Here is a 22,443-nt window from a genome sequence, read left to right on the forward strand (position 1 = left end):
TTATATTACAAGTATACATGGATTGCTAAATACATATAGTTGTAGAAAAGAGTTTCTAAACTATATAAAGGGTGGTCCATGTCATGAGAAAATTGTTTACACTATTCGTAGCTGTTATTATTTCTACTATTTTTAGTACAGCCATTGGAGAAGCAGCATCTGTGACTCATCACATAGGATTCCAAGATCAATTGCTAGATTTTAGTGAGATCAAAGTGATAAATGAGGATACAAAAGTTCCACTTGAAGAAATTGCAGCCCATCTGGATATTCCTTTTGAAATCGAAAAGGGCATCACTTATATACGAAAAAATGGAATAGAAATTAGTTATAGCGATACCTCTCATACAACATTCAAAGACGGGGCAGCAATTGATAGGGCTCCAATTGTTAAAGTGGACGGCAAACTTTTTGTTAGTGTCGACTATATCGCAAGTGAAATAGGGTACAAAGTGAAAAGTTTTGAGAAACAGAAAACACAACGAATATACAAAGAAGACTGGGCTCATATGTCGCACACGAATTTTGAAATCTATTTAAACCAACTTTTGAATAAAAAACAACCTTCGCCGGCCACATCGAAAGCAAATGTCTATATAACATTCGACGACGGTCCCAACAAATTTACAGCAATCAATAATTCCATATTAAAAAAATATAACGCCAAAGCAACCTTCTTCTTTTTAGGAAAACACATGAAAAAGAATGCAACTATTATCCAGTCAGTCGTAAAAGATGGACATTATATTGGTACACACAGTATGACGCATGATAAAAATAAAGTTTACCTTTCTTCCAAATCTTTCATAGATGAAATGATCGAAGGAACGAAACTCATCAAAAAAATGACTGGGAAAGACGCAAAACTTGTCCGTACACCCTATGGCAGCAAACCACATATAACAACAGCTATGAAGGATGAGCTAGTCACAAATGGCTTCAAACTATGGGATTGGGATGTCGATTCGAACGATTGGAAATACACCGATAAAGAAGCCAACAAAATCGTCCAAAATGTCCAAGTTGGAGTAGAAAAAGCCTATAAATCAGGTGATCGAGACATCATCATCCTTCTCCACGACCGTAGTCAAACAACAAAAGCACTACCAACCATTATTGAATGGCTTCAAAAAGAAGGCTATACACTCAAAACATACGAACCAGACCATCATATCATCCAAAACTTCCTTCGAGACACCACCCTTTAACCAAAAAGATTACAGTTATGTTACTGGTGCCAGGCACCCGTAACATAACTGTAATAATAAAAATTTTACTTTCGTTGATTTTTCAACTTTTCCAATAATCCCTGTACTTTTTCTCTTTGATTAGCTGTATTTTCTACTAATCTTTCCACTTTATATATGTCGTTTTCAATAGAGATAAGGACAATATCCCCTTCTTTCACTCCTTCATCCAGTTCAGAGGTAGAGATATGTAATGTTTCTGTTTCAGAAGGGTATTTTAAAAACACTGCGAGTTCGCCTTCTACTCGATCGAGTGTGTATTTATTTGACTTCACTTAACACTACCCCTTTCTCGTTTAGTAACTGCGCTGCATCTCCTCCGTTTCTCCACATTTGTCGACTCGTCCATTTCAAATGTGTTTCGTCTTCTCTCGCTTCAGGACCACTCGTAATATAAATAGTTTCTCCTGCATCGATAGTCATATTCGGAAAACTATATACTTGATTGCCCGCAACAGAAACCAATTGCCATCCTTCTAGATTCACTGCTTCCTCCCCTTGATTTGTAATACCAACGATTTCTTCCCGCACATCTTTTTCCGAAATATAAAGTGGTGTTTCTGCTACACTTTCCTTATCATTCCGAAGAGAATCCGTCGCAACAGTGTAATCTTTCCCATCCGTTCTCACTACAATATTTCCTATTTCTGCAGTGCTATAAATGTCCGAATTTGCTTTTTTCAATCTAGTCACTATTACTGGAGTAGGATGACCATACATATTATTTTCTCCATAACTTAGAATCGTCACTTCCGGTTGAACCTCACGAATAAAAGCATCCGAACTGCTTGTATCTGAACCATGATGCCCCGCTTTTAAAACTGTCGACTTCAAGTTATACTCTTTTATCATACTTTTCTCCACGCCCGCATCGGCATCGCCTGTTAATAAAAACGACACATCCTCATATTGCACTTTCAACACAATAGAAGCCTCATTATTATCATCAACATTCTCCCCTGTATTTAAAACAGTTATTTCTATATCCGAATCTAAAGGAATCGTATCGCCTACACTTGGCACGATAAACGGGATATGCTTGTCTAATATAAGCTGTAACATTTGCTCATACGTCTGTGTAGTATGTTCTTTTCCAGAATCTACGAAATTTTTAATGGAAACGGAGTTTAACACTGCGAGCAGTCCACCAATATGGTCAGCATCTGGATGCGTCGCTACAACATAATCTAGCTTGTCCACTCCATGTTGCCGTAAATAGGTCACTACGTCTTTTCCTTTTTCCCTTTTTCCTCCATCAACGAGCATATTCTTTCCTTCTGGAGATTGAATAAGTATAGAATCTCCTTGTCCCACATCTATAAAATGAACGCTCATTTCTTTTTTAGCGTTTGTTTCAGTTGAAGATGTTTCTACTTTAGTTTCTTGACTATCATTTTGCGTCTCTAGTGTGCAGCCAAACGTGATGAGAAGCAACAACGCACTAATGATCGATAATACTTGTTTCATTTAAACCCTTCCTTTTTTACTACTCAACCCTATTTTAACATAGTAATTTACAGAGCTAATTATTTCGTTAATAGTGTTACAGTTATGTTACTGGTGCCTGGCACCAGTAACATAACCGTAACAATCTCCTTGACAAACACTGTACTTTTGACATATTATTATCCATTGTGATTACAATTTACGTGGTTCGAGAACCTCCCACGGAAAAAAACTAAGGAGAAATGAATAATGAAAACAAAAACTCTTGCAATAAGTGGTATTATTGCAGCTTTATATGTTGCGGTTTCGCTTCTAATTGCACCTTTTGCATTTGGTGCAGTACAATTTCGTATTGCTGAAATGTTCAATCACCTGATTGTCTTTAATAAAAAGTACTTCTTTGGCATTGTACTTGGTGTAATCGTAACGAATATGTTTTCCCCTATGGCTGCATATGATTTAACATTCGGGGTAGCACATTCGATCATTACTTTATCACTTACTGTTTTTGCATCTAAGTTTATTAAAGGACATATTGCACGCATGATATTCAATACGTTAATCTTCACGTTTACGATGTTTATCATTGCATTCGAATTACAACTTGCATTTGATCTACCATTTTTCTATACATGGTTAACTGTTGCAGCTGGTGAATTCGTTGTATTAGCAGTAGGGATTCCGGTTATGACTGCTTTGAATAAACGATTAAACTTTAAATCATTGATTTAAATAATTTGCCCCCGATTCTAACTAGAACCGGGGCATTTTTTATTTTTCAATTAAATCTTTCTCCACTAAGAAATCATGCGCAACATCTTCCGCTTTCTCTCCATCAATATCTACTTTTGCATTCATCTTTAACATATCCTCTTCCGAAATTTTTCCCGCTAATTCATTTAGTACTTTTTCTAGCTCCGGAAACTTTTCTAATGCCTCTAAGCGCACTACTGGAGCTGCATCATACTTAGGGAAAAATCCTAAATCATCTTGTGTTGTCTGTAATTCAAAACGTTCTATGCGTCCATCTGTTGTAAATGCTGGAATCACATCTACGTCCCCGTTTTTTACCGCCTCATACATCACATTTGGATCAAGGCTTTTCGTTTCCGTGAATGTAAAAGGATAAGAGTTAATCAAATCATCAAATCCGTCTCCTTGTCGTTCATAAAAAGCATGAGGAGCTCCAAACACCATATCCCCGAACCTAGACACTTCCACAAGGTCAGAATAAGTCTCTGCATCATAATCTTTGTCTTTTGCATAGGCTAATGTATACGTATTTTCAAACCCAAGTGGGCTTAACCAAGTAGCTTGAAATTGTTCTTCATACCCTTTTTTTACTCGTTCCAACACACTCTCTGAACTTTCTCCTACCTCAGATGCTTCTTTTAAAACATCCTTTAAACCTGTACCCGTATATTCTACATATAGGTCGATATCGCCTTTCTCCAGTGCCGGGGTCATAATCGCCACTTCTCCAAGTCCTTCTTTATACTCCACTTTGTAATCGGTACGTCCTTCAATATATTGGCCTAAAATCTGAGGCAATATATATTGTTCTGTCCAAGGTTTCCCACTGATCACTAGTGTCTCATCCGAGTTCGAACAAGCACCTAGTAATGCAGTCACTACAATCCCAATAATTATGAATGTCTTTTTCATTCCTCATCATCCCCTTGTATTTAATCCTTTTGGTGTCGCTTTTTTCTCAATCCACTTCAAAATGAGATCAAACAATATGGCTAATAAAGCAACGGGTAATGCACCTGCTAAAACAAGTGAATTATTGTAAGACTGCAATCCCCGGTAAATAACATCACCTAACCCCCCTGCCCCAACAAAAGTAGCAAGTGTCGCAATTCCAACCGTCAAAACAGTCGCAGTTCGAATTCCTGCCATGATAAATGGCAAAGCAAGCGGAAACTCAATCTGCCATAGCAATTGATTTGTCGTCATCCCCATCCCACGTCCTGCTTCAATAACGGAATCATCAATTGTTGTAATGCCTGTATATGTATTCCGTAAAATAGGTAAGAGTGCATAAATTATTAGTGCAATCAAAGCGGTTATGGTGCCTATTCCGATGAGTGGAACTAGAAATCCAAACAACGCCAAACTAGGAATCGTTTGAAAAACTGCAGTTACTCCAATAATCGGTTCCGCAAATTTCCGATACCTCGCCACAAAAATACCTAACGGCAAGGCGATACCAATACCAATCGCTAAAGCGATAAAAGATAAATAAATATGTTGTAAAAATGCTTCTTGTATTAAATCGGATCTACTTAGAATCGTGTCTAAAAAAGTTTGCATTTACAACACCTCTTCCTTTGCAAGGATGGCATGAAGAATAACAGATTGGTTCACAAATCCTAACTTTTGCATTCCTTTTTTAACGAGTAAGTTTTTGGTTCCTTCGTTTTCCAATAATGCAATCGCTTCTTCTATTAATATGGATGCATCTACTACTAAATACGGAAAATGTTCGTCTTGTTCAAAAAAAGGTATATACTCCTGTAGCGTACGCTTTCCAACTGATCGCTTTCGATTGATACGTTCTACACCTATGAAGTTTTGAACAAAATGATTAATGGGCGATTCTATTAATTCTCTAGGTGTACCTATTTGCTCAATCTGACCATTTCTCATCACAACAATAAGATCAGCTATTTTTAAAGCTTCATCCATATCATGGGTGACAAATACAATTGTTTTCTTCAGTTTTTTTTGTATTTTTTTCGTTTCTATTTGTAATTGCTCGCGACTGACAGGATCCAATGCACTAAATGGCTCATCCATTAATACAATCTCTGGATTTCCAGCTAATGCCCTTACAACGCCTATCCTTTGCTGTTGCCCGCCACTTAACTCTAGAGGATATTTAGAAAGATACTGTGTAGGATCCAGACCAACCATTTGCATTAGTTCATAAATCCGTCCATATGTTTTTTCTTTTGGCCATCCCTTTAGATTCGGTACAAGTGATGCATTCCTTTCAATCGACATATGTGGAAACAAACCTATTCGTTGAATAACGTAGCCAATTGTTTTACGAAGTTCCACTGCGTCCACTGAAGTGACCGTTTTGCCATCTACATACACTTCTCCGGAGGTTGGAACTTCTAATCGATTGATCATTTTCATTAATGTTGTCTTGCCACATCCACTTGGACCAATAATCACAACTAATTGTTCAGCGGGAATAGTTAAAGACACATCTTTTAATGCCTCTGTACCATCCTCAAACACTTTCGTAATCTTATCAAATCGGATCATCTAAACCTTCCCCCTTACTACACTATATTTATCTGTTACTCTATATACCCTAAAAAGTTTTATTAAAGCGTATAAAAAAGAAAAAAACCAGATTCTAAATAATATAGAATCCGGTTTATTTATTAAGCTTTTATCCCAGTCACTTCCGCAACTATTTCATACGAGCGGAGGCGCGCTTTATGGTCATAAATCGTTGAGTTAATAATTAATTCATCCGCTCCAGTTTCTTCTACAAACGCTTGAAGCTTCTCTTTCACTTCCTCTGGATTTCCGATAATCGTCGATTTCAGTTGGTTCAAAATGCTTTCCTTTTCCAACGGACTCCAAATTCCTTCCATCGATTCTACTGGCGGTTGAATTTGACCAGGGGTGTTTCTGATCAAATTTAAAAACTGCTGTTGATGAGTGGTAGAAAGTATTTTTGCTTCATCCGTTGTATCTGCTGCAATAATATTCACACCGACCATGGCATAAGGTTTATCTAATACAGCTGACGGCTCAAAATATTGACGATATCGCTCAAGTGCTGGTAATGTATTTTCCGGTGAAAAATGACTTGCAAACGAAAAAGGTAGTCCGAGTTGAGCAGCTAACGTAGCGCTAAATCCACTGGATCCAAGTAACCAAATAGGAATCTCTTGCCCCTCACCTGGTATCGCTCGTACTTTATTAAGCTTAGAATTGGCGTCTAAATAGCCGCGCAACTCTTCTAATTGTTGTGGAAAATCATGTCCACTACTCCTCGAATCACGTCGCAATGCCATCGCCGTTAACTGATCTGTTCCTGGAGCTCTACCAAGTCCTAGATCAATTCTTCCAGGATACATTGCTTCTAATGTTCCAAATTGCTCTGCAATCACAAGTGGTGCATGGTTCGGCAACATAATACCACCTGAACCTACCCGAATTTTTTCTGTCGCTGCAGCAACATACCCAATCACAACAGAAGTGGCAGAACTTGCGATACCGGGCATACCGTGATGCTCAGCAAGCCACACACGATTATACCCCCACTTTTCTGCATGCTGTGCTAAATCCTTTGTATTTAGAAATGCTTCTGATGGAGAGCTACCTAAAGTAATTGGTGCTAAATCTAATACAGAATATTTTATTTGATCTAATGTTTTTGTATTGTGCAATTATCTCGTCCCCTTATATTTAATAATGGTCTCCCTTAAACGATAGCGTACTCTTCTCGAAAAACAAAATAATTGAACCTAAAAATAGCAGATCCTATACAACATAACATTGTATAAAATCTGCTACTTTCCTATTTACTTAATTTAATTTAAAATCCGAAACGACATCTTGAAGTTTCTCGGACATCTCTGCCAAAGAGCGTGATGCAGCAGTCATTTCAACCATGGATGCATACTGTTCTTCTGCTGCCGCTACTACGTTTTGTGTGTAATCGGTTGATCTTTCTGTTACATCTTTTGTTTTGTTTACTTCTGTTACAAGTACTTCTGTATTACTATTAATTTCTTGAATTTCTTCGGAAATAAACGAAAGCTTATTATTTATCAAGTTTATATCGTCCGCAATTCTTTCAAACGTTTTTCCTGCATTCGAAACATAATTCATACCGCTTTCTATTGCAATTTTTCCTTCAGTTGCAGTTTGTACGGTATGTTTTGTATTATCTTGAATTTCACTTATTAACGAGGAAATATTTTTAGCAGCATTTCCGGATTCCTCCGCTAACTTCCTCACTTCATCCGCTACAACAGCAAAGCCTTTACCATGTTCACCTGCTCGAGCTGCTTCTATTGCTGCGTTTAGAGCAAGTAAATTCGTTTGTTCTGCTATACCTGTAATCACATTAATAATTTCGCCAATTTCTTGTGACTTACGTTCCAGCACTAACATTGCTTCTGTTGTCACCGAACTTTGATTATTGATTTGATTCATTTGTTCCACCGTTTGCATAATAACTTCATTACCAGAAAGAGATACTTTAGAAGTTTCAATGGAAAGATCGTTTAATTCTTTAATATTCGTCGTTATTTCCGTGATGCTAGAGGAGATTTGCGATACCGAATTTTTCGCTTCTTGCATGCCAAATAACTGACTTTCTTGTCCAGAAGAAATTTGTTGAATAGATTCCGTAATTTCCTCTGATGCTCTACTCGTTTGCTCACTACTAGCCGTAAGCTCTTCAGATGTAGCTGCCACTTGTTGCGCTGAGTCCGAAACGGAATTGAGGACTTCCTTTAAATTGGTAGTCATTGTATTTAACCCATTTGCTAAATCGCCCAATTCATCTTTATTTTTAATCTTAATATTTTTAATAGATAAGTCTTGGTCGGCAATCTTTTTCAGATTTTGAGCAATTAACTGGATTGGGTTTCCTAAATGTCTAGAAAAAAGAATGATTACAACTATACCTATTAATGTACTCACGGCAAGTGTAATAGCAATAGTCATAAGGATAGAATTAGTTCCTTTATTAAAAGCCTGCATATAAGTTCCTGCACTTACTACCCAACCCCAGTTTGGATCTATTGTATTATAAGTGATTTTTGTCGCCGCAGTACCAGGCTGATTTGGCAAATCCCATTTATAATAAGAATAACCACCTCCTGCTTCTGCAGTTTTAATAATATCCTGTACAACATATTTCCCATCAATATCTTTGTTTTCCCATCCATTTGTTCCTTCAATAGAAGGATGAGCAATTTGTTCACCGTCCGTACCATAGATAACGAAGTATCCATTTGCTCCTAAATCTACTTTCGTTGTTAACGCACGTTTACCGTCACTTTGTAAATCACCAAGTAAGTATTGCTTTACTTGTTCCTGTGCTTCTTCCAGCGTCATTTCACCATTTTCAACAGAAGTATTCATTGCATCAATTACTAGAAGTGCCATCTCCACACCATTTTTAAGTGTTTTTTCTCCCAATTCATCTAAGTTATTCTTAGCCGAAAAGTAGCTACTTACACCTATTATTAAACTTGGAACTAATAATAGACAGATAGAAATAATAAAAAGTTTTGTACGTATTCTCATTTTCCATTCCCCTTCTTTGGATAAACATAACAACCATATGTATTTATAACTACCTAATAAGTATCGACTGAAACTTTTGAATCTTTAACATTTAATTTTAATAGGATATAAAAACTATTTCTGAAACTAGTAATTAAAGTCTTTTTACACAAAAAGAAGCTGTCTCTAAAGTGATTTAGAGACAGCCCTCTGTTTAACTTATTCTTTTACAAAGTCAATTGTACTTCTTACCGTATCGATAGGACGAACTAAGCTTTCTATTTGTTCACGTTTTGGTTCTAAAAACGGTGGTAAAGATAGCTTTTCTCCAAGTGTTTCATAAGGCTCATCTCCCATGAATCCCGGACCATCTGTCGCAAACTCAAACAAAATGCCATTTGCAACTCTTGCGTATAAACTTTGGAAGAAGAAGCGATCCACAAAACCAGATGTTTGGAATCCAAAACTCTCCATGCGAGTAGTCCATTCATCCAACACAGAACGATCTTCTACACGGAAAGCTGCATGATGGACTGTACCAAACCCTTGTCGTCCTGGAGGAAGCATAATATTTTTCTCTACGATGACTTGAGCACCATTTCCGCCTTCTCCAACCTCAAATAAATGAAAAGATCCTTCTTGCGCTATTTCTTTGAAAAGCATTACTTTTTCTAATACTTCTTTCATATAATCGAACTCTGCAATTCGAATATGAATTGGTCCAAGCCCCGAAATAGCATATTCTAAAGGAATTGGTCCCTTTTGCCATGGTGTTCCTGATGCAATTCCTTCATTATTTTCATCTGACACTAATTGATATTGTTGATCATCAAAGTCTACGAAAGAAAGAACTTTTGTACCAAATTGATCTTGTATTCCAGTATGTTTTACTCCTAAACGATCGAAACGTTTTTCCCAATAATCTAGTGCTGCATCACTTGGGACACGGAATCCTGTTTTATAAATTTCGTTTGTTCCATGTGTCCCTTTTGGAATGCCAGGAAAATCGAAGAATGTCATATCTGTTCCCGCTCCACCTACATCATCAGCAAAAAACAAGTGATACGTTTGAATATCATCTTGGTTTACTGTTTTTTTAACTAAACGCATTCCTAGTGTATATGTGAAAAATTTATAATTCTCTTCCGCACTACTTGTAATAGCAGTTACATGGTGCATACCTTTTAAATGATTCATATTATATTCCTCCATCGTTTTACCCTTAATTAAAACATCTCTAATTCAAAGTAACTTTAACATGAATAAAAAAGCTTGTCAAACGAGTAGAAACTGTCTCCAATGCCTAACATGGAAGACAGTTTCTATTGTCATGATGTGCATATTCGATAGAAACAATTACACATCTATTTCAGTTCCTATTTTTTGTTCTTTTGCTTTTGCATACACACCTTTTGCTACCGCTAAATCGAAATAGGCAGCTCCTACTGATTTGAAAAAGGTGATTTCCTCTTCATTTTCCCTACCATTTATTGCACCAACAACAAGCTTACCAATTTCACCATATACTTGTTCAAAAGACCATTTCCCCTGCTCTTCCGCGTCTATAAGTTCTCCTGCTTCGTCTTTAACTCCTGCTAAGTCATCCACCACAATTTTAGATGCACGAGTAATAGTCGTAACATCTACTTCATGCATATGTGGGAGATAAGATCCTACACCGTTTACATGCGCACCAAGTTTCAAATCGTCTCCATTAAATACAGGTTCAGTTGCGCGAGTTGCACAGTTAATAATATCCGCTTGGCGAACAGCAGCTTCTACTTCTTCTAAAACCTCATAAGTAACTTCTACACCAACTGCTCGAAGTTTCTCTCCAAATGCTTTCGCTTTTTCTAAATTTCGGTTCACTAGTAGTATGCGTTCGATAGGGCGAACGGCAAGTACTCCGAGCACTTGTTCAAATGCCATCGCACCTGTTCCGATTACCGCTAGCACTTTTGCATCTTTTTTAGCCAAGTAATTTGTTGCGATGCCACTTAAAGCACCAGTACGAAGTCTTGTTAAATAAGAAGCATTCAACATTGCTATATGCTCCCCATTTGAAGCATCTGATAGTAAGATTACTCCTTGTGTTGTCGCTTTTCCGTTCGCTGGATTATGTGGGAAAATCGTAACAACTTTTACTGCAGCTACTTCTCCGACTAAATAGGCACTCGGCATATATAATGCAGATGCTTCATGTTGCGGAAATTCGATAACTGTGCGATGCGGATTAGCAATCTTCTCTGCTTCTTTCGCTTTTAATACTTCGGTGATATCTTGAATCGCGTCTTTCATATCATATGTATGCATAATTTGTTGTTCATTTACTACTAACATGCAAAAACCTCCATTTATAAGGAAACCTCGTCTTTCACTGACCTTAGCCAAAGACGAGGCATTTCCTTTTATCGCTTTATTTATTATGCTTTGCCCAACGCATTTGAAACGTTAGATTTCTCTTTTGCGTTTTCAGCATCCACTTTGCTAATATCATCTAAATTCTCTTGACTGCGGTCTTTTACAGCCCAAATCGCTAGCAATGAAATAACTGCAGTGAAAATAATATAGCATGCAACTGGAATATAAGAATCATTAAACTTTAGCAATAAACTCGCCGCAACGAGCGGAGCAGTACCACCAGCGACAGCAGCACCAATTTGGTACCCAAGCGTAATTCCTGTATATCGAACTTTAGCATCAAAAATTTCCGAGAACATCGTTCCAAGTACAGCGGTAATCGGTGACCAAATAACACCTAATCCGATAATCGTCGCAATAACTAGTAATGCAACAGATTGTTGATGCAACATCCAGAAGTATGGAAAAGCAAAAAGAATCATTCCAATAGTTCCCGCCACATATAATTTTTTGCGGCCCACTTTATCCGAAAGGCTTCCCATAATTGGGATTAATATCGTAGTAACTATTGTCGCTATCATAACCGAGTTTAACACTGCTGTTCTCGAGAAACCTAAATTTGTTGTTGCGTATGATACGACAAACGTACTAAAAATATAAAATGGTGCGGTTTCCACTACTTTCGCACCGATGGCAATAAGTACTTCGCGCCAATGATACTTTAATGTATCTACTATCGGAAGTTTTGGAATTTCACCTGATTCTTTAACCTTTTTAAATGATGGTGTTTCTTCAATCCCTTTACGAATCCATAACCCAAAAACAACTAATAATGCGCTAAAAATAAAGGGAATACGCCAACCCCAAGTCATAAATGAACCTTCAGGTAGCAATGTCATGATTGATAACGCAACTGTTCCTAGAACCATCCCTATTGTTACACCCATTTGAGGAATAGATCCATATAATCCACGTTTTTCTTTCGGCGCATACTCAACCGCTAAAAGTAAAGCCCCTCCCCATTCTCCTCCAATACCTAAGCCTTGAACAAGACGAAGTGTAATTAAAAGAATCGGAGCCCATACACCTATTGCTTGATAAGTTGGAAGTAACCCCATTCCAAATGTTGCAACTCCCATTAAGCTTAACGTAATAACAAGTGTCTTTTTACGACCAATTCTATCGCCAATATGACTGAAAATAACTCCTCCGAATGGACGTATAAAGAAAGCTAATGCAAATGATGCATACGCAAGAATAGTTCCAACCGATGGATCTTCTGTAACAAAGAATAATTGGTTAAATACAAGAGCTGCTACTGTTCCATACAAGAAATAATCAAACCATTCAATCGAACTTCCTACTAAACTAGCAATCCACACTTTCCTCATTTGTTTTGAATCCATATTACATTTCTCCCCTTTTATAAAATTGAAGTGTCACTTTAATTCTCCCTGTTTTTATTGTAATTAACTTTAAATTTTCTGTCAATTAAATATGGAACATTGGAAAAATAGTGCGCACTAAAGGGTCTCTATTAAGTTACCGCTAGGATTTCCGCTACAGCGAAAATCAACAGAAATTGCTTACTTCTAAGCATCTAGGCTTACTGGAGCCTTTAGTTTATCTGTATCGCCCCGCTAAATCGCAATATTAAGCAGTTTTTCAAATGGATGAATCCAAAAAATGGTTAAGAGCAACGGGCGGAACTTTGAAAGCAACTAAAACTATATAGAAAGCAACCAAATTACTTCTGGAAGCAACCAATCCATCGTTGAAAGCAACCATTTCTTAGAGTAAAGAGTGTACTTGATGTGAGATGATAATTAGCAAGGGTGGTCCGCATGAGCCAAATTCATGAGACCCACTCGGGCGAAAACCCAGTTGGTTCGTACGAGGTAAGGCTAGCGCGTAGGCTTGTGGTTACTGTACTAGTAACTGTTGCGCACTATTTCTATTAGGTGTACGATGCTATGTAATGTATCGTTGACTGAATAACATGCAAACAAAGGAGATTTATAGATGCCCTCTCATTCAATTGGACAGAAATTAAAAGAATTAAGAAAAGAACGAAAGCTTACTTTAAAAAATCTAGCCGAATTAACCGGTGTCTCTATAAGTTTTTTATCCCAAGTAGAACGAGGAAAATCGAGTGTTACGCTAGAATCTTTGAAGAAAATAGCAGATGCATTGAAAGTAAACCCCACTGTATTCTTTTCAGATGATTCTAAAGTGGATGACTTAGAATCCATCAGACAACAGTTTTATTATCAAGATTTATCCAATGGAATTCCAGATGCTAGCTACTTACCAATTTTAGTAACATTACAACCAGGAGAAAATGAAGGAAATGCTTTTTCCCATAGTGGACATGAGTTTTTATTTGTTGTGGAGGGGACACTTACAGTAGTTGTGGATGAAGAAAAAATGAATTTATTCGAGCAACAATCCATCATGTTCGATGCACATAAAATGCATTATTGGTATAACTTAACGAATAAACCGGTACGATTTTTAGTCGTATCCTCGACATAGTAAAAACTCTTAAGTACATTGAACAGCTCAGCCTCTATACGATTTTTAAGAGCGTCTGGAAATGACGATCCACTTCCAGACTCTCTTTTCAAATACCTTTAGTGGGATATAAAAACTGAATACTTCTCGGAAAATAGTGAAGAAAAAATGGATCATCATGAACACCTTCTGGATCTGTTTCAAATAACAAATTCTCCGATGGATCCGTTATCGTATTTTGTAAAATTTTAAATGCCTTTTACTATTTGGCACCATATTCTTTTTTTGAATGTTTGTCTTCTCGATACCTTCTTTTTCTCCAACATACATATATACTTTTGGATGATAATCCATTGTGGATGATTCCATATATTCCATGAAGTTTGTAAACCACACCGAACTAGACAATAGTATAAATTTATTAAATAAGTTTTCCTTTCTATACATTGCATACATGGAAATTAAACCACCTAACGAAACACCCCCTAGTGCAATATCTTCTGAAATACGGAACTGTTCTTTTATATAGGGATACAACTGTTCATATACAAAATCTAAATAGCTATCTCCCAATCCACCAAAGGACCAATCACTAAATAGCGCATCATGCTCCCAAGGGGTGTATTCATCATTTCTATTATCCGAATCAATTCCAATAAAAACTACTGGCTCTGTTAAACCTGCTTTTACATTTTGTTCAACTATATCGATTGACTCTCTAAATAGAAAGTCGCCATCATGCAAAAAAACAGCTGGAAAAATACGTTCTGCATCTAATTTGTACTCTGTTGGCAAGTAGACGCTTATTTTTCGTTTCATCAACTGTAGTTCCATAAATTCTCCTTCAATCTTCGAAGTCACTGGAACTCCTCCTTATTTATTCATAAAGCGAAAGGCTCTACTCATAATGGTCGGAACAACAGAAGCATGGTTTTCATCTTCTGCAATATACAGCTCAACTTCCAATTGTTCTGTTTTGTGCTCGCTCATATTCGCATACAATTGCTTGGCATCATCGACCATAAAGTCCTCTTCACTACCAACCAACATTAACAACTTTCTATGGTCATGTGGCGCGGCCTTTTGAAAATATTGTTCCGCATGCATGAATAGCTCATGCTCATTCCACCAAATAGAGGAATGAGACGATGATTACTGTGACTCATTTTTGTCAACGTTGCGCATTTTTTATTGGGCAATCTTCTCCAGATGAATAGCTCGGATACATTTGCCGTAGCGCGCCTGGCCGCATGAGCCGAAGTATGAGACAGACTCCTGTGCAACACGAGTTGGCTCATGCAAGGTGCGGCAAGTACGGAGGTTAGCAGATACCTCACGACGCATTATCCCTATATCACGTACAATATAAAGAAGGCATACAAAAAATCCAATGGCTCGAAACCATTGGATTTTTGAGAGAATTTAATATTAGTGAAAGAAAATCATTTGAATCGCAAAAATAACCCCGAAAAAATATATAATCGGATGTACTTGTCGACCTTTACCGCTTACGAGTTTGAGAATAGGATACGTAATGAATCCAACCGCAATCCCAGTTGCAATACTTCCGGTTAAAGGCATCGTTAATATAATCATAAAAGCCGGAAATGCCTCATCGAACTTTTTCCAATCGATTTTTGCTAGTCCATCCATCATATAACAACCAACAATGATTAAAGCGGGAGCTGTAATAGCCGGAAGTGAAGAAATAGCCGCCACTAATGGAGAGAAAAACAAAGCAACAAAAAATAGAATTGCTACAACTAGTGCAGTTAATCCAGATCGTCCACCTGCGGCTACTCCGGTCGATGATTCAATATAAGCAGTAGATGGGCTCGTCCCAAGACTCGCTCCAACAGTTGTAGCAACCGCATCTGCAACAAATGCAGATTTCAATTTTGGCGATTTCTCGTCCTTCATTAAACCTGCCTGCTCTGTAACACCGATCAATGTTCCAGTTGTATCAAATATCGTCACAAGTAAAAATGAAAATACGACAGCATATAATCCACTCGTAAACACTCCCGGAATATCCACATCAAAAAATACGATAGATGGTGGAGTAGAAACCACTGCGTCCAGTTGGAACATTCCCATAAAGTAACCGATAATTGCAGTAACGAACATACCAACAAATAGCGCTCCTTTTACTCGGAGGGCTATTAGCATAATCGTTACAAACAATCCGATAATGGATAAGACAGTGACTGGATCACGCAAATCTCCAAGCGTTACAAGCGCATCACTATTTCCAACAACGAGTTTAGACATTTTTAATCCGACAAACGCGATAAATAACCCAATGCCAGCAGTAATTCCATATTTTATCGAAGTAGGAATTGACTCAATTAATAATTCTCGTAACTTCGTAAACGTTAACAACAAAAAGATAATACCTGCTATCAAAACTGCCCCAAAAACTACTTGATAACTAACACCTTGCGTAGCAACAACACTTGTAAAATAAGCATTCATCCCCATACCTGGCGCAATTGCAATTGGATAATTTGCAAACAAAGCCATGATTAATGTTCCTATAACCGCAGCAACAATTGTGGCAATAAATACTTGATCGAAAGGAACCCCCGCTGCCGAAAGAATGGCAGGATTAACGAAAATGATGTATGCCATCGTTAAAAAAGTAGTAAAACCCGCTAATACTTCTGTTTTCACATTTGTGCCTAATTCACTTAATTTAAATAAACCTTCCATAGTTCCTCCTTGAAATAAAAAATCTAACTATGAATAGATAGACGAAATCTATCCATTCATAGTTAGAAATTAACGGTTCCTACTAGAAACTCTCAGACCATATTACTGAGAATATACGAATGTCGCTCGATTGTTTAATTATTTTACTCCGAACAACATAATATACGAACAATAACTAAGTGTCAATATCAAATGTTCGTATATAGTTTCATACTTCAAATGCAACAACAGCTTCTATAGTGACCGCAAGTTTCCACGCTAGCCAACTCATCCTATACTAAAGTGTGGCTAAATTATTGTCTTCTCATACGAAGTGAACTTGTTATTTTAAGGATTGATTGCTTTCATCCGCCATTTGGTTGCTCGCTCATTGAATTGGTTGCTCTCCGAATAAAATTGATTGCTTTAAATGGCCGATTGGTTGCTCTAACCCATTTACTGGATTCACATACTTTAAAAGACGGCTTCCCATTCAATATGTGAATGGAAAACCGTCTGCTGTTTAAGTTAATTTACTTTTATTTTCCCTTTCCAGTACATTTCACGGAGTAAGAACTTTTGTAGCTTGCCTGTTGCTGTTTTTGGTAATGCATCTACAAATTCAAATGATTTTGGTGTTTTGAAATGCGCCATATTGGATCTACAATAGTGGATCATCTCTTGTTCGGTCACATTACTTCCATCTTTTAGCACGATAATTGCTTTTGGAACTTCTCCCCATTTTTCGTCTGGGACAGCTATTACAGCTACTTCTAACACGTCTAGATGTTTGTATAATACCCCTTCAATTTCTGTTGAAGAAATGTTCTCTCCACCCGAAATAATCATATCTTTTATACGATCTTGAATTTCGATATACCCATCAGGATATGTTACCGCCAAATCACCAGTATGGAACCATCCATCGACAATTGCTTCTGCTGTTTTTTCTGGATCTTTGTAATAACCTTCCATTACTACATTTCCTCTTGTGACGATTTCTCCAATTTCCTTGCCATTCCAAGCAACTTCTTCTCCATCTTCCCTGCTGACAACTTTTGTTTCCCCGTTAAAAGCTAATTCAATTCCTTGTCTTGCTTTAATCGTCGCTTGTTCTTCTGCTGATTTATCATCAAATTCCTTCTTCCATTCACTATATAAAATGAATGGTGACGTTTCTGTAAGCCCATACACATGCATCATATTGAGTCCAAGAATTTCTTGTGCTTTTCCAATTAGCGCTGCAGCTGGTGGTGCTCCGGCTGTAGCCATTCGAGGATTTGTTGTAATTTGCACTTCTTTTGCTTTTGGTTCATTCACTAACATATTAACAACGGTCGGTGCACCACATAACAAACTGATTTTATGTTTTTCAAATAGATTCAAAATAAGTGGTGGATCTACTTTACGCAAACATACATGCGTTGCCCCAGTGGCAGTGATCGCCCAAACTCCTCCCCAACCATTTGCGTGGAACATTGGCAATGTATGAAGATATACATCATCATGTTTCACATTTAGATGATACATGAAGTTAGCTGCATTTAAGTAATTACTACGATGTGTTAGCATAACCCCTTTTGGTTTGGAAGTGGTACCACTTGTATAATTCAATGTAAGTAACTGATTCTCATCTATTTCTACTTTTGGTAGGGAAGCATTTTCAAAGTCCTGATTGATAAATTCTTCATAATAAATACCTCCCAATGAGTTCGAATGACCTTCCACTGCAACGACAATTATTTTTTCTAGTGATAAACTATGACGGATCCCTTCTACTAAATGACTATACTCCTCATCCACGATGAGTATTTTGGAATCACTATGTTTAATAATGTACTCTAAGTCTTCTGCATTTAATCGATAATTTAAAGGGACATGCACTGCACCTAGCTGGCAAATTCCATAAAAACTTTCTAACATATAATGTGTATTTGGCAACATGACTGCAATATGATCACCTTTTTGTATACCAGCATTCACTAAAGCAGCCGAGAGCTTATCCGTACGCTTCCCAAACTCCTCATATGTAAACTGTTTATCTCCATCGATTACCGCTACTTTTTTCGGGTAATATTTAATCGCTCTTCTTTTCCAATCCAATGGTGTTAATGCAGCAAACATTCTACACAGCTCCCTTTTATGATGTGATCTCTTTTTTAGTAAGCGCATGTATCGCTTCTTCGGTTAAGCCTATTTCTTTCAAAATTTCTTCTGTATCATTTCCAGTTTGCACACCTGCGAAATGATATTGCGCTTGCTCAGTAGAAAACTTAATAGGAAAAGCAATCTGACGCTGTGTGCCTCCATTTTTCTTTGGTACAGAAACAATCATTTCTCTTGCCTTTAACTGTGGATGATTTACCGCTTCTGAAAAACTTAATACAGGTTCAATACATCCATCAAAATCGTCTTCTAAAAAAAGGATCCACTCTTCTAAAGTCTTTTGCTTAATAGCTTTTATTAAAATTTCTTTAAAAGCTAGTTGATCCTCTACAAGCTCACTGCCACTTAGTTTGATTAAACTTGGATCGCCAATTAACTGACAAAGCCTTGCTTGAAATTGCGGTTCCAAACTACCGATGGAAAGATAGCGATGGTCTTTCGTTTCATAATAATCATAAAAAGAGCCTCCATTTAACAATAATGATTCCGGATTTGGTTCCTCTTTACCTATTAAATATCCCGGCCCATACATTGCATTCAACGAAAAGGATACATCGGTAAGGCTTATATCAATTTGCTGACCTTCTCCAGTTTTTTCACGATGATAGACAGCTGCTAAAATTCCTATTACCGCAGGCATCGAACCACCTGCAATATCGGCTACTTGTACACCGGCTGGCACAGGAATCTGATCTTTTCTATAGGAATAACTCATAACACCTGCCAAAGATAAATAGTTAATATCATGCCCTGCTCGATTACGAAGAGGACCGGTTTGCCCGTATCCTGTAATAGAGCAAAAGATAATCTTAGGATTAATCTCTTTTAACTTTCCATATCCTATTCCTAATTTATCCATTACTCCTGGACGAAATTGTTCTACCACAATATCGTATTCTTGAATTAGCTGATAAATAATTTCTTTCGCTTCCGGTTGTTTAAGATCCAATGCTAAAGATCGTTTGGAACGATTTAAATGTCCAAAAGTAGCTGATACTTCACCATCCATCGGTCCCAAATATTTCACTAAGTCCGTACGATTCGGGGCTTCCACTTTCACCACTTCTGCTCCCATATCAGCTAACATCATAGTAGCAAATGGTCCAGGTAATAGGGTCGAAAAATCCAATACTTTTAAACCACTTAAGATTCCCAAGTACTCACCTCCATATATATAGAAAATTACAAATTTTCTTTCTATTATACTATTGTAGTGAATATTGTATACGTTTTCAATAGCCCTTATATTAAAATACTTTGATAGTTTTCTTTCTCTTATTCTAGGGAATACAAATGAGGAAGTAGTGTAAGTAGGAGGAAACACAGATGGTTAAAAAGTCGAAGAAACGAATTTTCATTAGCTCTATCATTCTATTCGCGCTAATTTATATAGCCGTTATTTTATGGCATACATATAAACCTCTTCCCGAAGGAATTTCATTCGAGGGAAACATACATAAAACAGATACCGTAGAATTCATTACGGACCTTACATATGCACAAGATCAAGAAGGAACTGGCATGGTACATGAAAATTTTATATTTGATAAAGTAAATGAAATGATTGATGAAGCTGAAAACTTTGTAGTTGTCGATTTCTTTTTATTTGACGGTTACTACGATGAAAACGAGGATTTCCCAAAAATTGCAGACAACCTTTCCACTACCCTCTCCAATAAAAAGAAAGAGAATCCTAATATGCCGGTAGTATTCATTACAGATCCGCTGAATCGTGGTTATGGTTCTTATGAAAATGAATGGTTCAAAAAAATGAGAGATGCTGGTGTAGAAATAGTCTATACTGACTTGGATCCATTGCGAGACTCAACTCCGATATACTCAGGCATCTATCGAATATTTTTTCAGTGGTTTGATATTGGTGGAAAGGGTTGGATAGCAAATGCGATGGCAAGCGATGCTCCCAAAATGACAATTGCATCGTATATGACGTTATTAAACGTAAAGGCGAATCATCGAAAAGCAGTCATAACGGAGAAAGAAGCAATGGTGACTTCTTCTAATCCACATGATGCGAGTGGATTCCATGGAAATATTGCATTAACAGTAACTGGTCCAATCATTAATGATATTTTAAAATCAGAGGAAGTTGTTTCCTTATTTTCTGGAGGACCTAAACTTCCACGTATCAAAGTGGAAGAAATAGACGGAGAATATGAAGTCCAATACTTAACAGAGAAGAAGATTTTGGATAAGTTGCTGGTAGATTTGGCAGGCACGAAAGAAGGAGATAAAATTTGGCTTGGTATGTTTTTTGTAGCAAAGCGAGATATTGTAAATGCATTAATTGATGCGGCAAATCGAGGAGTAGATGTGAATCTAATTTTGGATCCAAACGAGAACTCATTTGGACAAGATAAGTCGGGACTACCGAATAGACCAGTAGTACAAGAAATGGTGGAAGATACGAAAGGCAAGATGAACATTCGTTGGTACAACACCGTCATCGGTCAATACCACACGAAAGCTATTTGGATTCAATCTGATGAATATACGATTATTTCAAGTGGGTCTGCGAACTATACGGAACGGACATTGGATAATTATAATTTAGAAAATAATTTACGGGTTATAGCGCCAAATGATAGTGAGCTTGTATCAGCCATGGAAGCCTATTTTGAACGACTATGGAACAATGAAGATGCAATGTATACATTAGATTTGGAAGATTACCAAGATCGATTCACTTGGTGGCAACGTTGGATTTATTCGTTACAAAAGGTTTTAAAAGTAACAACTTATTAGAACTATTAATGAAGGTACTAAATCATTTCGAGTTAGATTTAGTACCTTTTATTTGATATTCTACTGATAGAATACTAATTAATATATTCTATCAACCAGCAATCACGATACTCGCCTTCGTGAAGTTCATTTTTGGGCAACAGCTTAACCTTCTTAAATCCACATTTTTCATAACAACGGATTGCTCTTTCATTCCATGTTTGAGGATCCATGACTATTCTATCTGCGCCATTTTGTTCGACTAAAAACTCGACCATTGAATTTACTAAAAGTGTTCCAATTCCATTGTTCCAATATGTAACTTCTCCTATGAATTGGTCCATACCATATATAACATCTGGTACTTCTGTATATCCGTATAAGTTTCGTTCATCATTATCTATTTGGTAATATTGAATATATCCGATTGGAATATTATCAAACTCTACGATACAACGTACTACTTCGTTTTCACGGTCGTAAAATTTCTCGTGCACTTTCTCTAAGTCAAATGCATTGTCTCTTCCTTCATAAAATTCCAGTACAACAGGATCTGAAAGCCATTTAGCTAATAATGAACCATCCTTTAATTCTAATAGACGAACAGATAACTTGTCGTTATGAAATAACATCTTTGGCACTCCTCCTTTTAGTTAACTCCGGGGAGCAAACAACATAACGGATACACCAATGATGCAAATTAGCGCCCCGATCCAATCATATGTATCCGGTACTTTTTTATCGACACCCCATCCCCAAAGGACGGATAATACGATAAATACACCTCCATAGGCTGCATACACTCTACCGAAGGAAGGAAACATTTGAAAGGTAGCGATAACTCCGTAAAGAGCTAATGTTATTCCGCCCAAAAGTCCCAAATAAGCTGACTTTCCTTCCCTCAACCATAGCCATATAAGATAACCGCCCCCGATTTCAGCTAAACCAGCTATAAAAAATAGAGCAATTACTGAAAGCAAATAAATCCATCCTTTCCATTTCCAAA

At 37.2% G+C, this 22,443-nt stretch carries 21 protein-coding genes and 2 riboswitches; of the genes, 4 read left to right on the plus strand and 17 right to left on the minus strand.

What is annotated here, in order from left to right; translation table 11 throughout:
* The first annotated feature begins 83 nt into the window (after positions 1 to 83).
* Entirely contained in the window at positions 84 to 1,208 is a 1,125-nt protein-coding gene (locus FG383_RS09410) for a polysaccharide deacetylase family protein (protein ID WP_142607159.1), read from the plus strand.
* 65 nt (positions 1,209 to 1,273) lie between these two features.
* Here the strand turns inward: FG383_RS09410 and FG383_RS09415 are convergent, their stop codons facing one another.
* Both FG383_RS09415 and FG383_RS09420 read right to left on the minus strand, forming a co-directional pair.
* On the minus strand, positions 1,274 to 1,522 hold the full coding sequence (locus FG383_RS09415) for a DUF3006 domain-containing protein (RefSeq protein WP_142607160.1): 249 nt from the start codon (positions 1,520 to 1,522) through the stop codon (positions 1,274 to 1,276).
* On the minus strand, positions 1,509 to 2,714 hold the full coding sequence (locus FG383_RS09420) for an MBL fold metallo-hydrolase (protein ID WP_142607161.1): 1,206 nt from the start codon (positions 2,712 to 2,714) through the stop codon (positions 1,509 to 1,511). The genes FG383_RS09415 and FG383_RS09420 overlap by 14 nt, the downstream gene beginning before the upstream one ends.
* A 176-nt stretch (positions 2,715 to 2,890) precedes the next feature.
* Positions 2,891 to 2,935, plus strand: a riboswitch (PreQ1 riboswitch).
* A 7-nt stretch (positions 2,936 to 2,942) separates the two neighbouring features.
* On the opposite strand from FG383_RS09420, the gene FG383_RS09425 reads away from it, so the two are divergent.
* A complete protein-coding gene (locus FG383_RS09425; protein WP_142607162.1) occupies positions 2,943 to 3,425 on the plus strand; it encodes a QueT transporter family protein in 483 nt (160 codons plus the stop codon).
* 39 nt (positions 3,426 to 3,464) lie between these two features.
* On the opposite strand, the gene FG383_RS09430 is transcribed toward FG383_RS09425, so the two are convergent.
* The 8 genes from FG383_RS09430 to FG383_RS09465 form a co-directional block, all read right to left on the minus strand.
* Positions 3,465 to 4,358, minus strand: a complete 894-nt coding sequence (locus tag FG383_RS09430; RefSeq protein ID WP_142607163.1) for a glycine betaine ABC transporter substrate-binding protein — start codon at positions 4,356 to 4,358, stop codon at positions 3,465 to 3,467.
* A 6-nt stretch (positions 4,359 to 4,364) separates the two neighbouring features.
* Positions 4,365 to 5,009: an ABC transporter permease gene (locus FG383_RS09435; protein ID WP_142607164.1), complete on the minus strand. Its 645-nt coding sequence runs from the start codon at positions 5,007 to 5,009 to the stop codon at positions 4,365 to 4,367.
* Entirely contained in the window at positions 5,010 to 5,972 is a 963-nt protein-coding gene (locus FG383_RS09440) for an ABC transporter ATP-binding protein (RefSeq protein ID WP_142607165.1), read from the minus strand. It lies immediately after the preceding gene.
* A gap of 122 nt (positions 5,973 to 6,094) precedes the next feature.
* On the minus strand, positions 6,095 to 7,111 hold the full coding sequence (locus FG383_RS09445; RefSeq protein WP_185907895.1) for an LLM class flavin-dependent oxidoreductase: 1,017 nt from the start codon (positions 7,109 to 7,111) through the stop codon (positions 6,095 to 6,097).
* Positions 7,112 to 7,250: 139 nt separating this feature from the next.
* Positions 7,251 to 8,984 carry a methyl-accepting chemotaxis protein gene (locus tag FG383_RS09450; protein WP_142607166.1) on the minus strand — a complete coding sequence of 578 codons (1,734 nt, stop codon included), beginning with the start codon at positions 8,982 to 8,984 and terminating at the stop codon, positions 7,251 to 7,253.
* Between the two features lie 198 nt (positions 8,985 to 9,182).
* Positions 9,183 to 10,160, minus strand: a complete 978-nt coding sequence (locus FG383_RS09455; protein WP_142607167.1) for a ring-cleaving dioxygenase — start codon at positions 10,158 to 10,160, stop codon at positions 9,183 to 9,185.
* Between the two features lie 159 nt (positions 10,161 to 10,319).
* Positions 10,320 to 11,303: an ornithine cyclodeaminase family protein gene (locus tag FG383_RS09460; RefSeq protein ID WP_142607168.1), complete on the minus strand. Its 984-nt coding sequence runs from the start codon at positions 11,301 to 11,303 to the stop codon at positions 10,320 to 10,322.
* Between the two features lie 83 nt (positions 11,304 to 11,386).
* A complete protein-coding gene (locus FG383_RS09465; RefSeq protein WP_142607169.1) occupies positions 11,387 to 12,730 on the minus strand; it encodes an MFS transporter in 1,344 nt (447 codons plus the stop codon).
* Between the two features lie 616 nt (positions 12,731 to 13,346).
* Between FG383_RS09465 and FG383_RS09470 the strand changes: the two genes are divergently transcribed.
* The gene (locus FG383_RS09470) at positions 13,347 to 13,859 is read left to right on the plus strand and encodes a helix-turn-helix domain-containing protein (protein ID WP_142607170.1); all 513 of its coding nucleotides are present in this window, start codon (positions 13,347 to 13,349) and stop codon (positions 13,857 to 13,859) included.
* A gap of 207 nt (positions 13,860 to 14,066) precedes the next feature.
* On the opposite strand, the gene FG383_RS09475 is transcribed toward FG383_RS09470, so the two are convergent.
* From FG383_RS09475 to FG383_RS09495, 5 genes are all read right to left on the minus strand, one after another.
* A complete protein-coding gene (locus FG383_RS09475; protein WP_142607171.1) occupies positions 14,067 to 14,699 on the minus strand; it encodes an alpha/beta hydrolase in 633 nt (210 codons plus the stop codon).
* A gap of 12 nt (positions 14,700 to 14,711) precedes the next feature.
* Positions 14,712 to 14,945 (minus strand): hypothetical protein, encoded by a 234-nt coding sequence (locus FG383_RS09480; RefSeq protein ID WP_142607172.1) that lies wholly within the window; start codon positions 14,943 to 14,945, stop codon positions 14,712 to 14,714.
* A 321-nt stretch (positions 14,946 to 15,266) separates the two neighbouring features.
* Entirely contained in the window at positions 15,267 to 16,550 is a 1,284-nt protein-coding gene (locus tag FG383_RS09485; RefSeq protein ID WP_142607173.1) for an NCS2 family permease, read from the minus strand.
* A gap of 39 nt (positions 16,551 to 16,589) precedes the next feature.
* Positions 16,590 to 16,689, minus strand: a riboswitch (purine riboswitch).
* A 368-nt stretch (positions 16,690 to 17,057) separates the two neighbouring features.
* Entirely contained in the window at positions 17,058 to 18,653 is a 1,596-nt protein-coding gene (locus FG383_RS09490) for a long-chain-fatty-acid--CoA ligase (RefSeq protein ID WP_142607174.1), read from the minus strand.
* Positions 18,654 to 18,669: 16 nt separating this feature from the next.
* Complete coding sequence (locus FG383_RS09495) at positions 18,670 to 19,851, minus strand: CaiB/BaiF CoA transferase family protein (RefSeq protein ID WP_142607175.1); 1,182 nt, start codon at positions 19,849 to 19,851, stop codon at positions 18,670 to 18,672.
* A gap of 170 nt (positions 19,852 to 20,021) precedes the next feature.
* Between FG383_RS09495 and FG383_RS09500 the strand changes: the two genes are divergently transcribed.
* Complete coding sequence (locus tag FG383_RS09500; protein WP_142607176.1) at positions 20,022 to 21,458, plus strand: phospholipase D family protein; 1,437 nt, start codon at positions 20,022 to 20,024, stop codon at positions 21,456 to 21,458.
* Positions 21,459 to 21,532: 74 nt separating this feature from the next.
* On the opposite strand, the gene FG383_RS09505 is transcribed toward FG383_RS09500, so the two are convergent.
* Both FG383_RS09505 and FG383_RS09510 read right to left on the minus strand, forming a co-directional pair.
* The gene (locus FG383_RS09505; protein WP_142607177.1) at positions 21,533 to 22,069 is read right to left on the minus strand and encodes a GNAT family N-acetyltransferase; all 537 of its coding nucleotides are present in this window, start codon (positions 22,067 to 22,069) and stop codon (positions 21,533 to 21,535) included.
* Between the two features lie 21 nt (positions 22,070 to 22,090).
* Complete coding sequence (locus FG383_RS09510; RefSeq protein ID WP_142607178.1) at positions 22,091 to 22,417, minus strand: YnfA family protein; 327 nt, start codon at positions 22,415 to 22,417, stop codon at positions 22,091 to 22,093.
* Between the last annotated feature and the right edge of the window lie 26 nt (positions 22,418 to 22,443).

The organism is Psychrobacillus soli (genome assembly GCF_006861775.1).
Classification (GTDB): Bacteria; Bacillota; Bacilli; order Bacillales_A; family Planococcaceae; genus Psychrobacillus; species Psychrobacillus soli.

Excerpts from the sequence above, each read along its gene's own strand:
- FG383_RS09500 (WP_142607176.1), top strand. The coding sequence starts at position 20,022 with ATGGTTAAAAAGTCGAAGAAACGAATTTTCATTAGCTCTATCATTCTA.
- FG383_RS09480 (WP_142607172.1), bottom strand. The coding sequence starts at position 14,945 with ATGCATGCGGAACAATATTTTCAAAAGGCCGCGCCACATGACCATAGA.
- FG383_RS09435 (WP_142607164.1), bottom strand. The coding sequence starts at position 5,009 with ATGCAAACTTTTTTAGACACGATTCTAAGTAGATCCGATTTAATACAA.
- FG383_RS09450 (WP_142607166.1), bottom strand. The coding sequence starts at position 8,984 with ATGAGAATACGTACAAAACTTTTTATTATTTCTATCTGTCTATTATTA.
- FG383_RS09420 (WP_142607161.1), bottom strand. The coding sequence starts at position 2,714 with ATGAAACAAGTATTATCGATCATTAGTGCGTTGTTGCTTCTCATCACG.
- FG383_RS09460 (WP_142607168.1), bottom strand. The coding sequence starts at position 11,303 with ATGTTAGTAGTAAATGAACAACAAATTATGCATACATATGATATGAAA.
- FG383_RS09505 (WP_142607177.1), bottom strand. The coding sequence starts at position 22,069 with ATGTTATTTCATAACGACAAGTTATCTGTTCGTCTATTAGAATTAAAG.
- FG383_RS09410 (WP_142607159.1), top strand. The coding sequence starts at position 84 with ATGAGAAAATTGTTTACACTATTCGTAGCTGTTATTATTTCTACTATT.
- FG383_RS09465 (WP_142607169.1), bottom strand. The coding sequence starts at position 12,730 with ATGGATTCAAAACAAATGAGGAAAGTGTGGATTGCTAGTTTAGTAGGA.
- FG383_RS09425 (WP_142607162.1), top strand. The coding sequence starts at position 2,943 with ATGAAAACAAAAACTCTTGCAATAAGTGGTATTATTGCAGCTTTATAT.
- FG383_RS09485 (WP_142607173.1), bottom strand. The coding sequence starts at position 16,550 with ATGGAAGGTTTATTTAAATTAAGTGAATTAGGCACAAATGTGAAAACA.
- FG383_RS09430 (WP_142607163.1), bottom strand. The coding sequence starts at position 4,358 with ATGAAAAAGACATTCATAATTATTGGGATTGTAGTGACTGCATTACTA.
- FG383_RS09455 (WP_142607167.1), bottom strand. The coding sequence starts at position 10,160 with ATGAATCATTTAAAAGGTATGCACCATGTAACTGCTATTACAAGTAGT.
- FG383_RS09490 (WP_142607174.1), bottom strand. The coding sequence starts at position 18,653 with ATGTTTGCTGCATTAACACCATTGGATTGGAAAAGAAGAGCGATTAAA.
- FG383_RS09440 (WP_142607165.1), bottom strand. The coding sequence starts at position 5,972 with ATGATCCGATTTGATAAGATTACGAAAGTGTTTGAGGATGGTACAGAG.
- FG383_RS09470 (WP_142607170.1), top strand. The coding sequence starts at position 13,347 with ATGCCCTCTCATTCAATTGGACAGAAATTAAAAGAATTAAGAAAAGAA.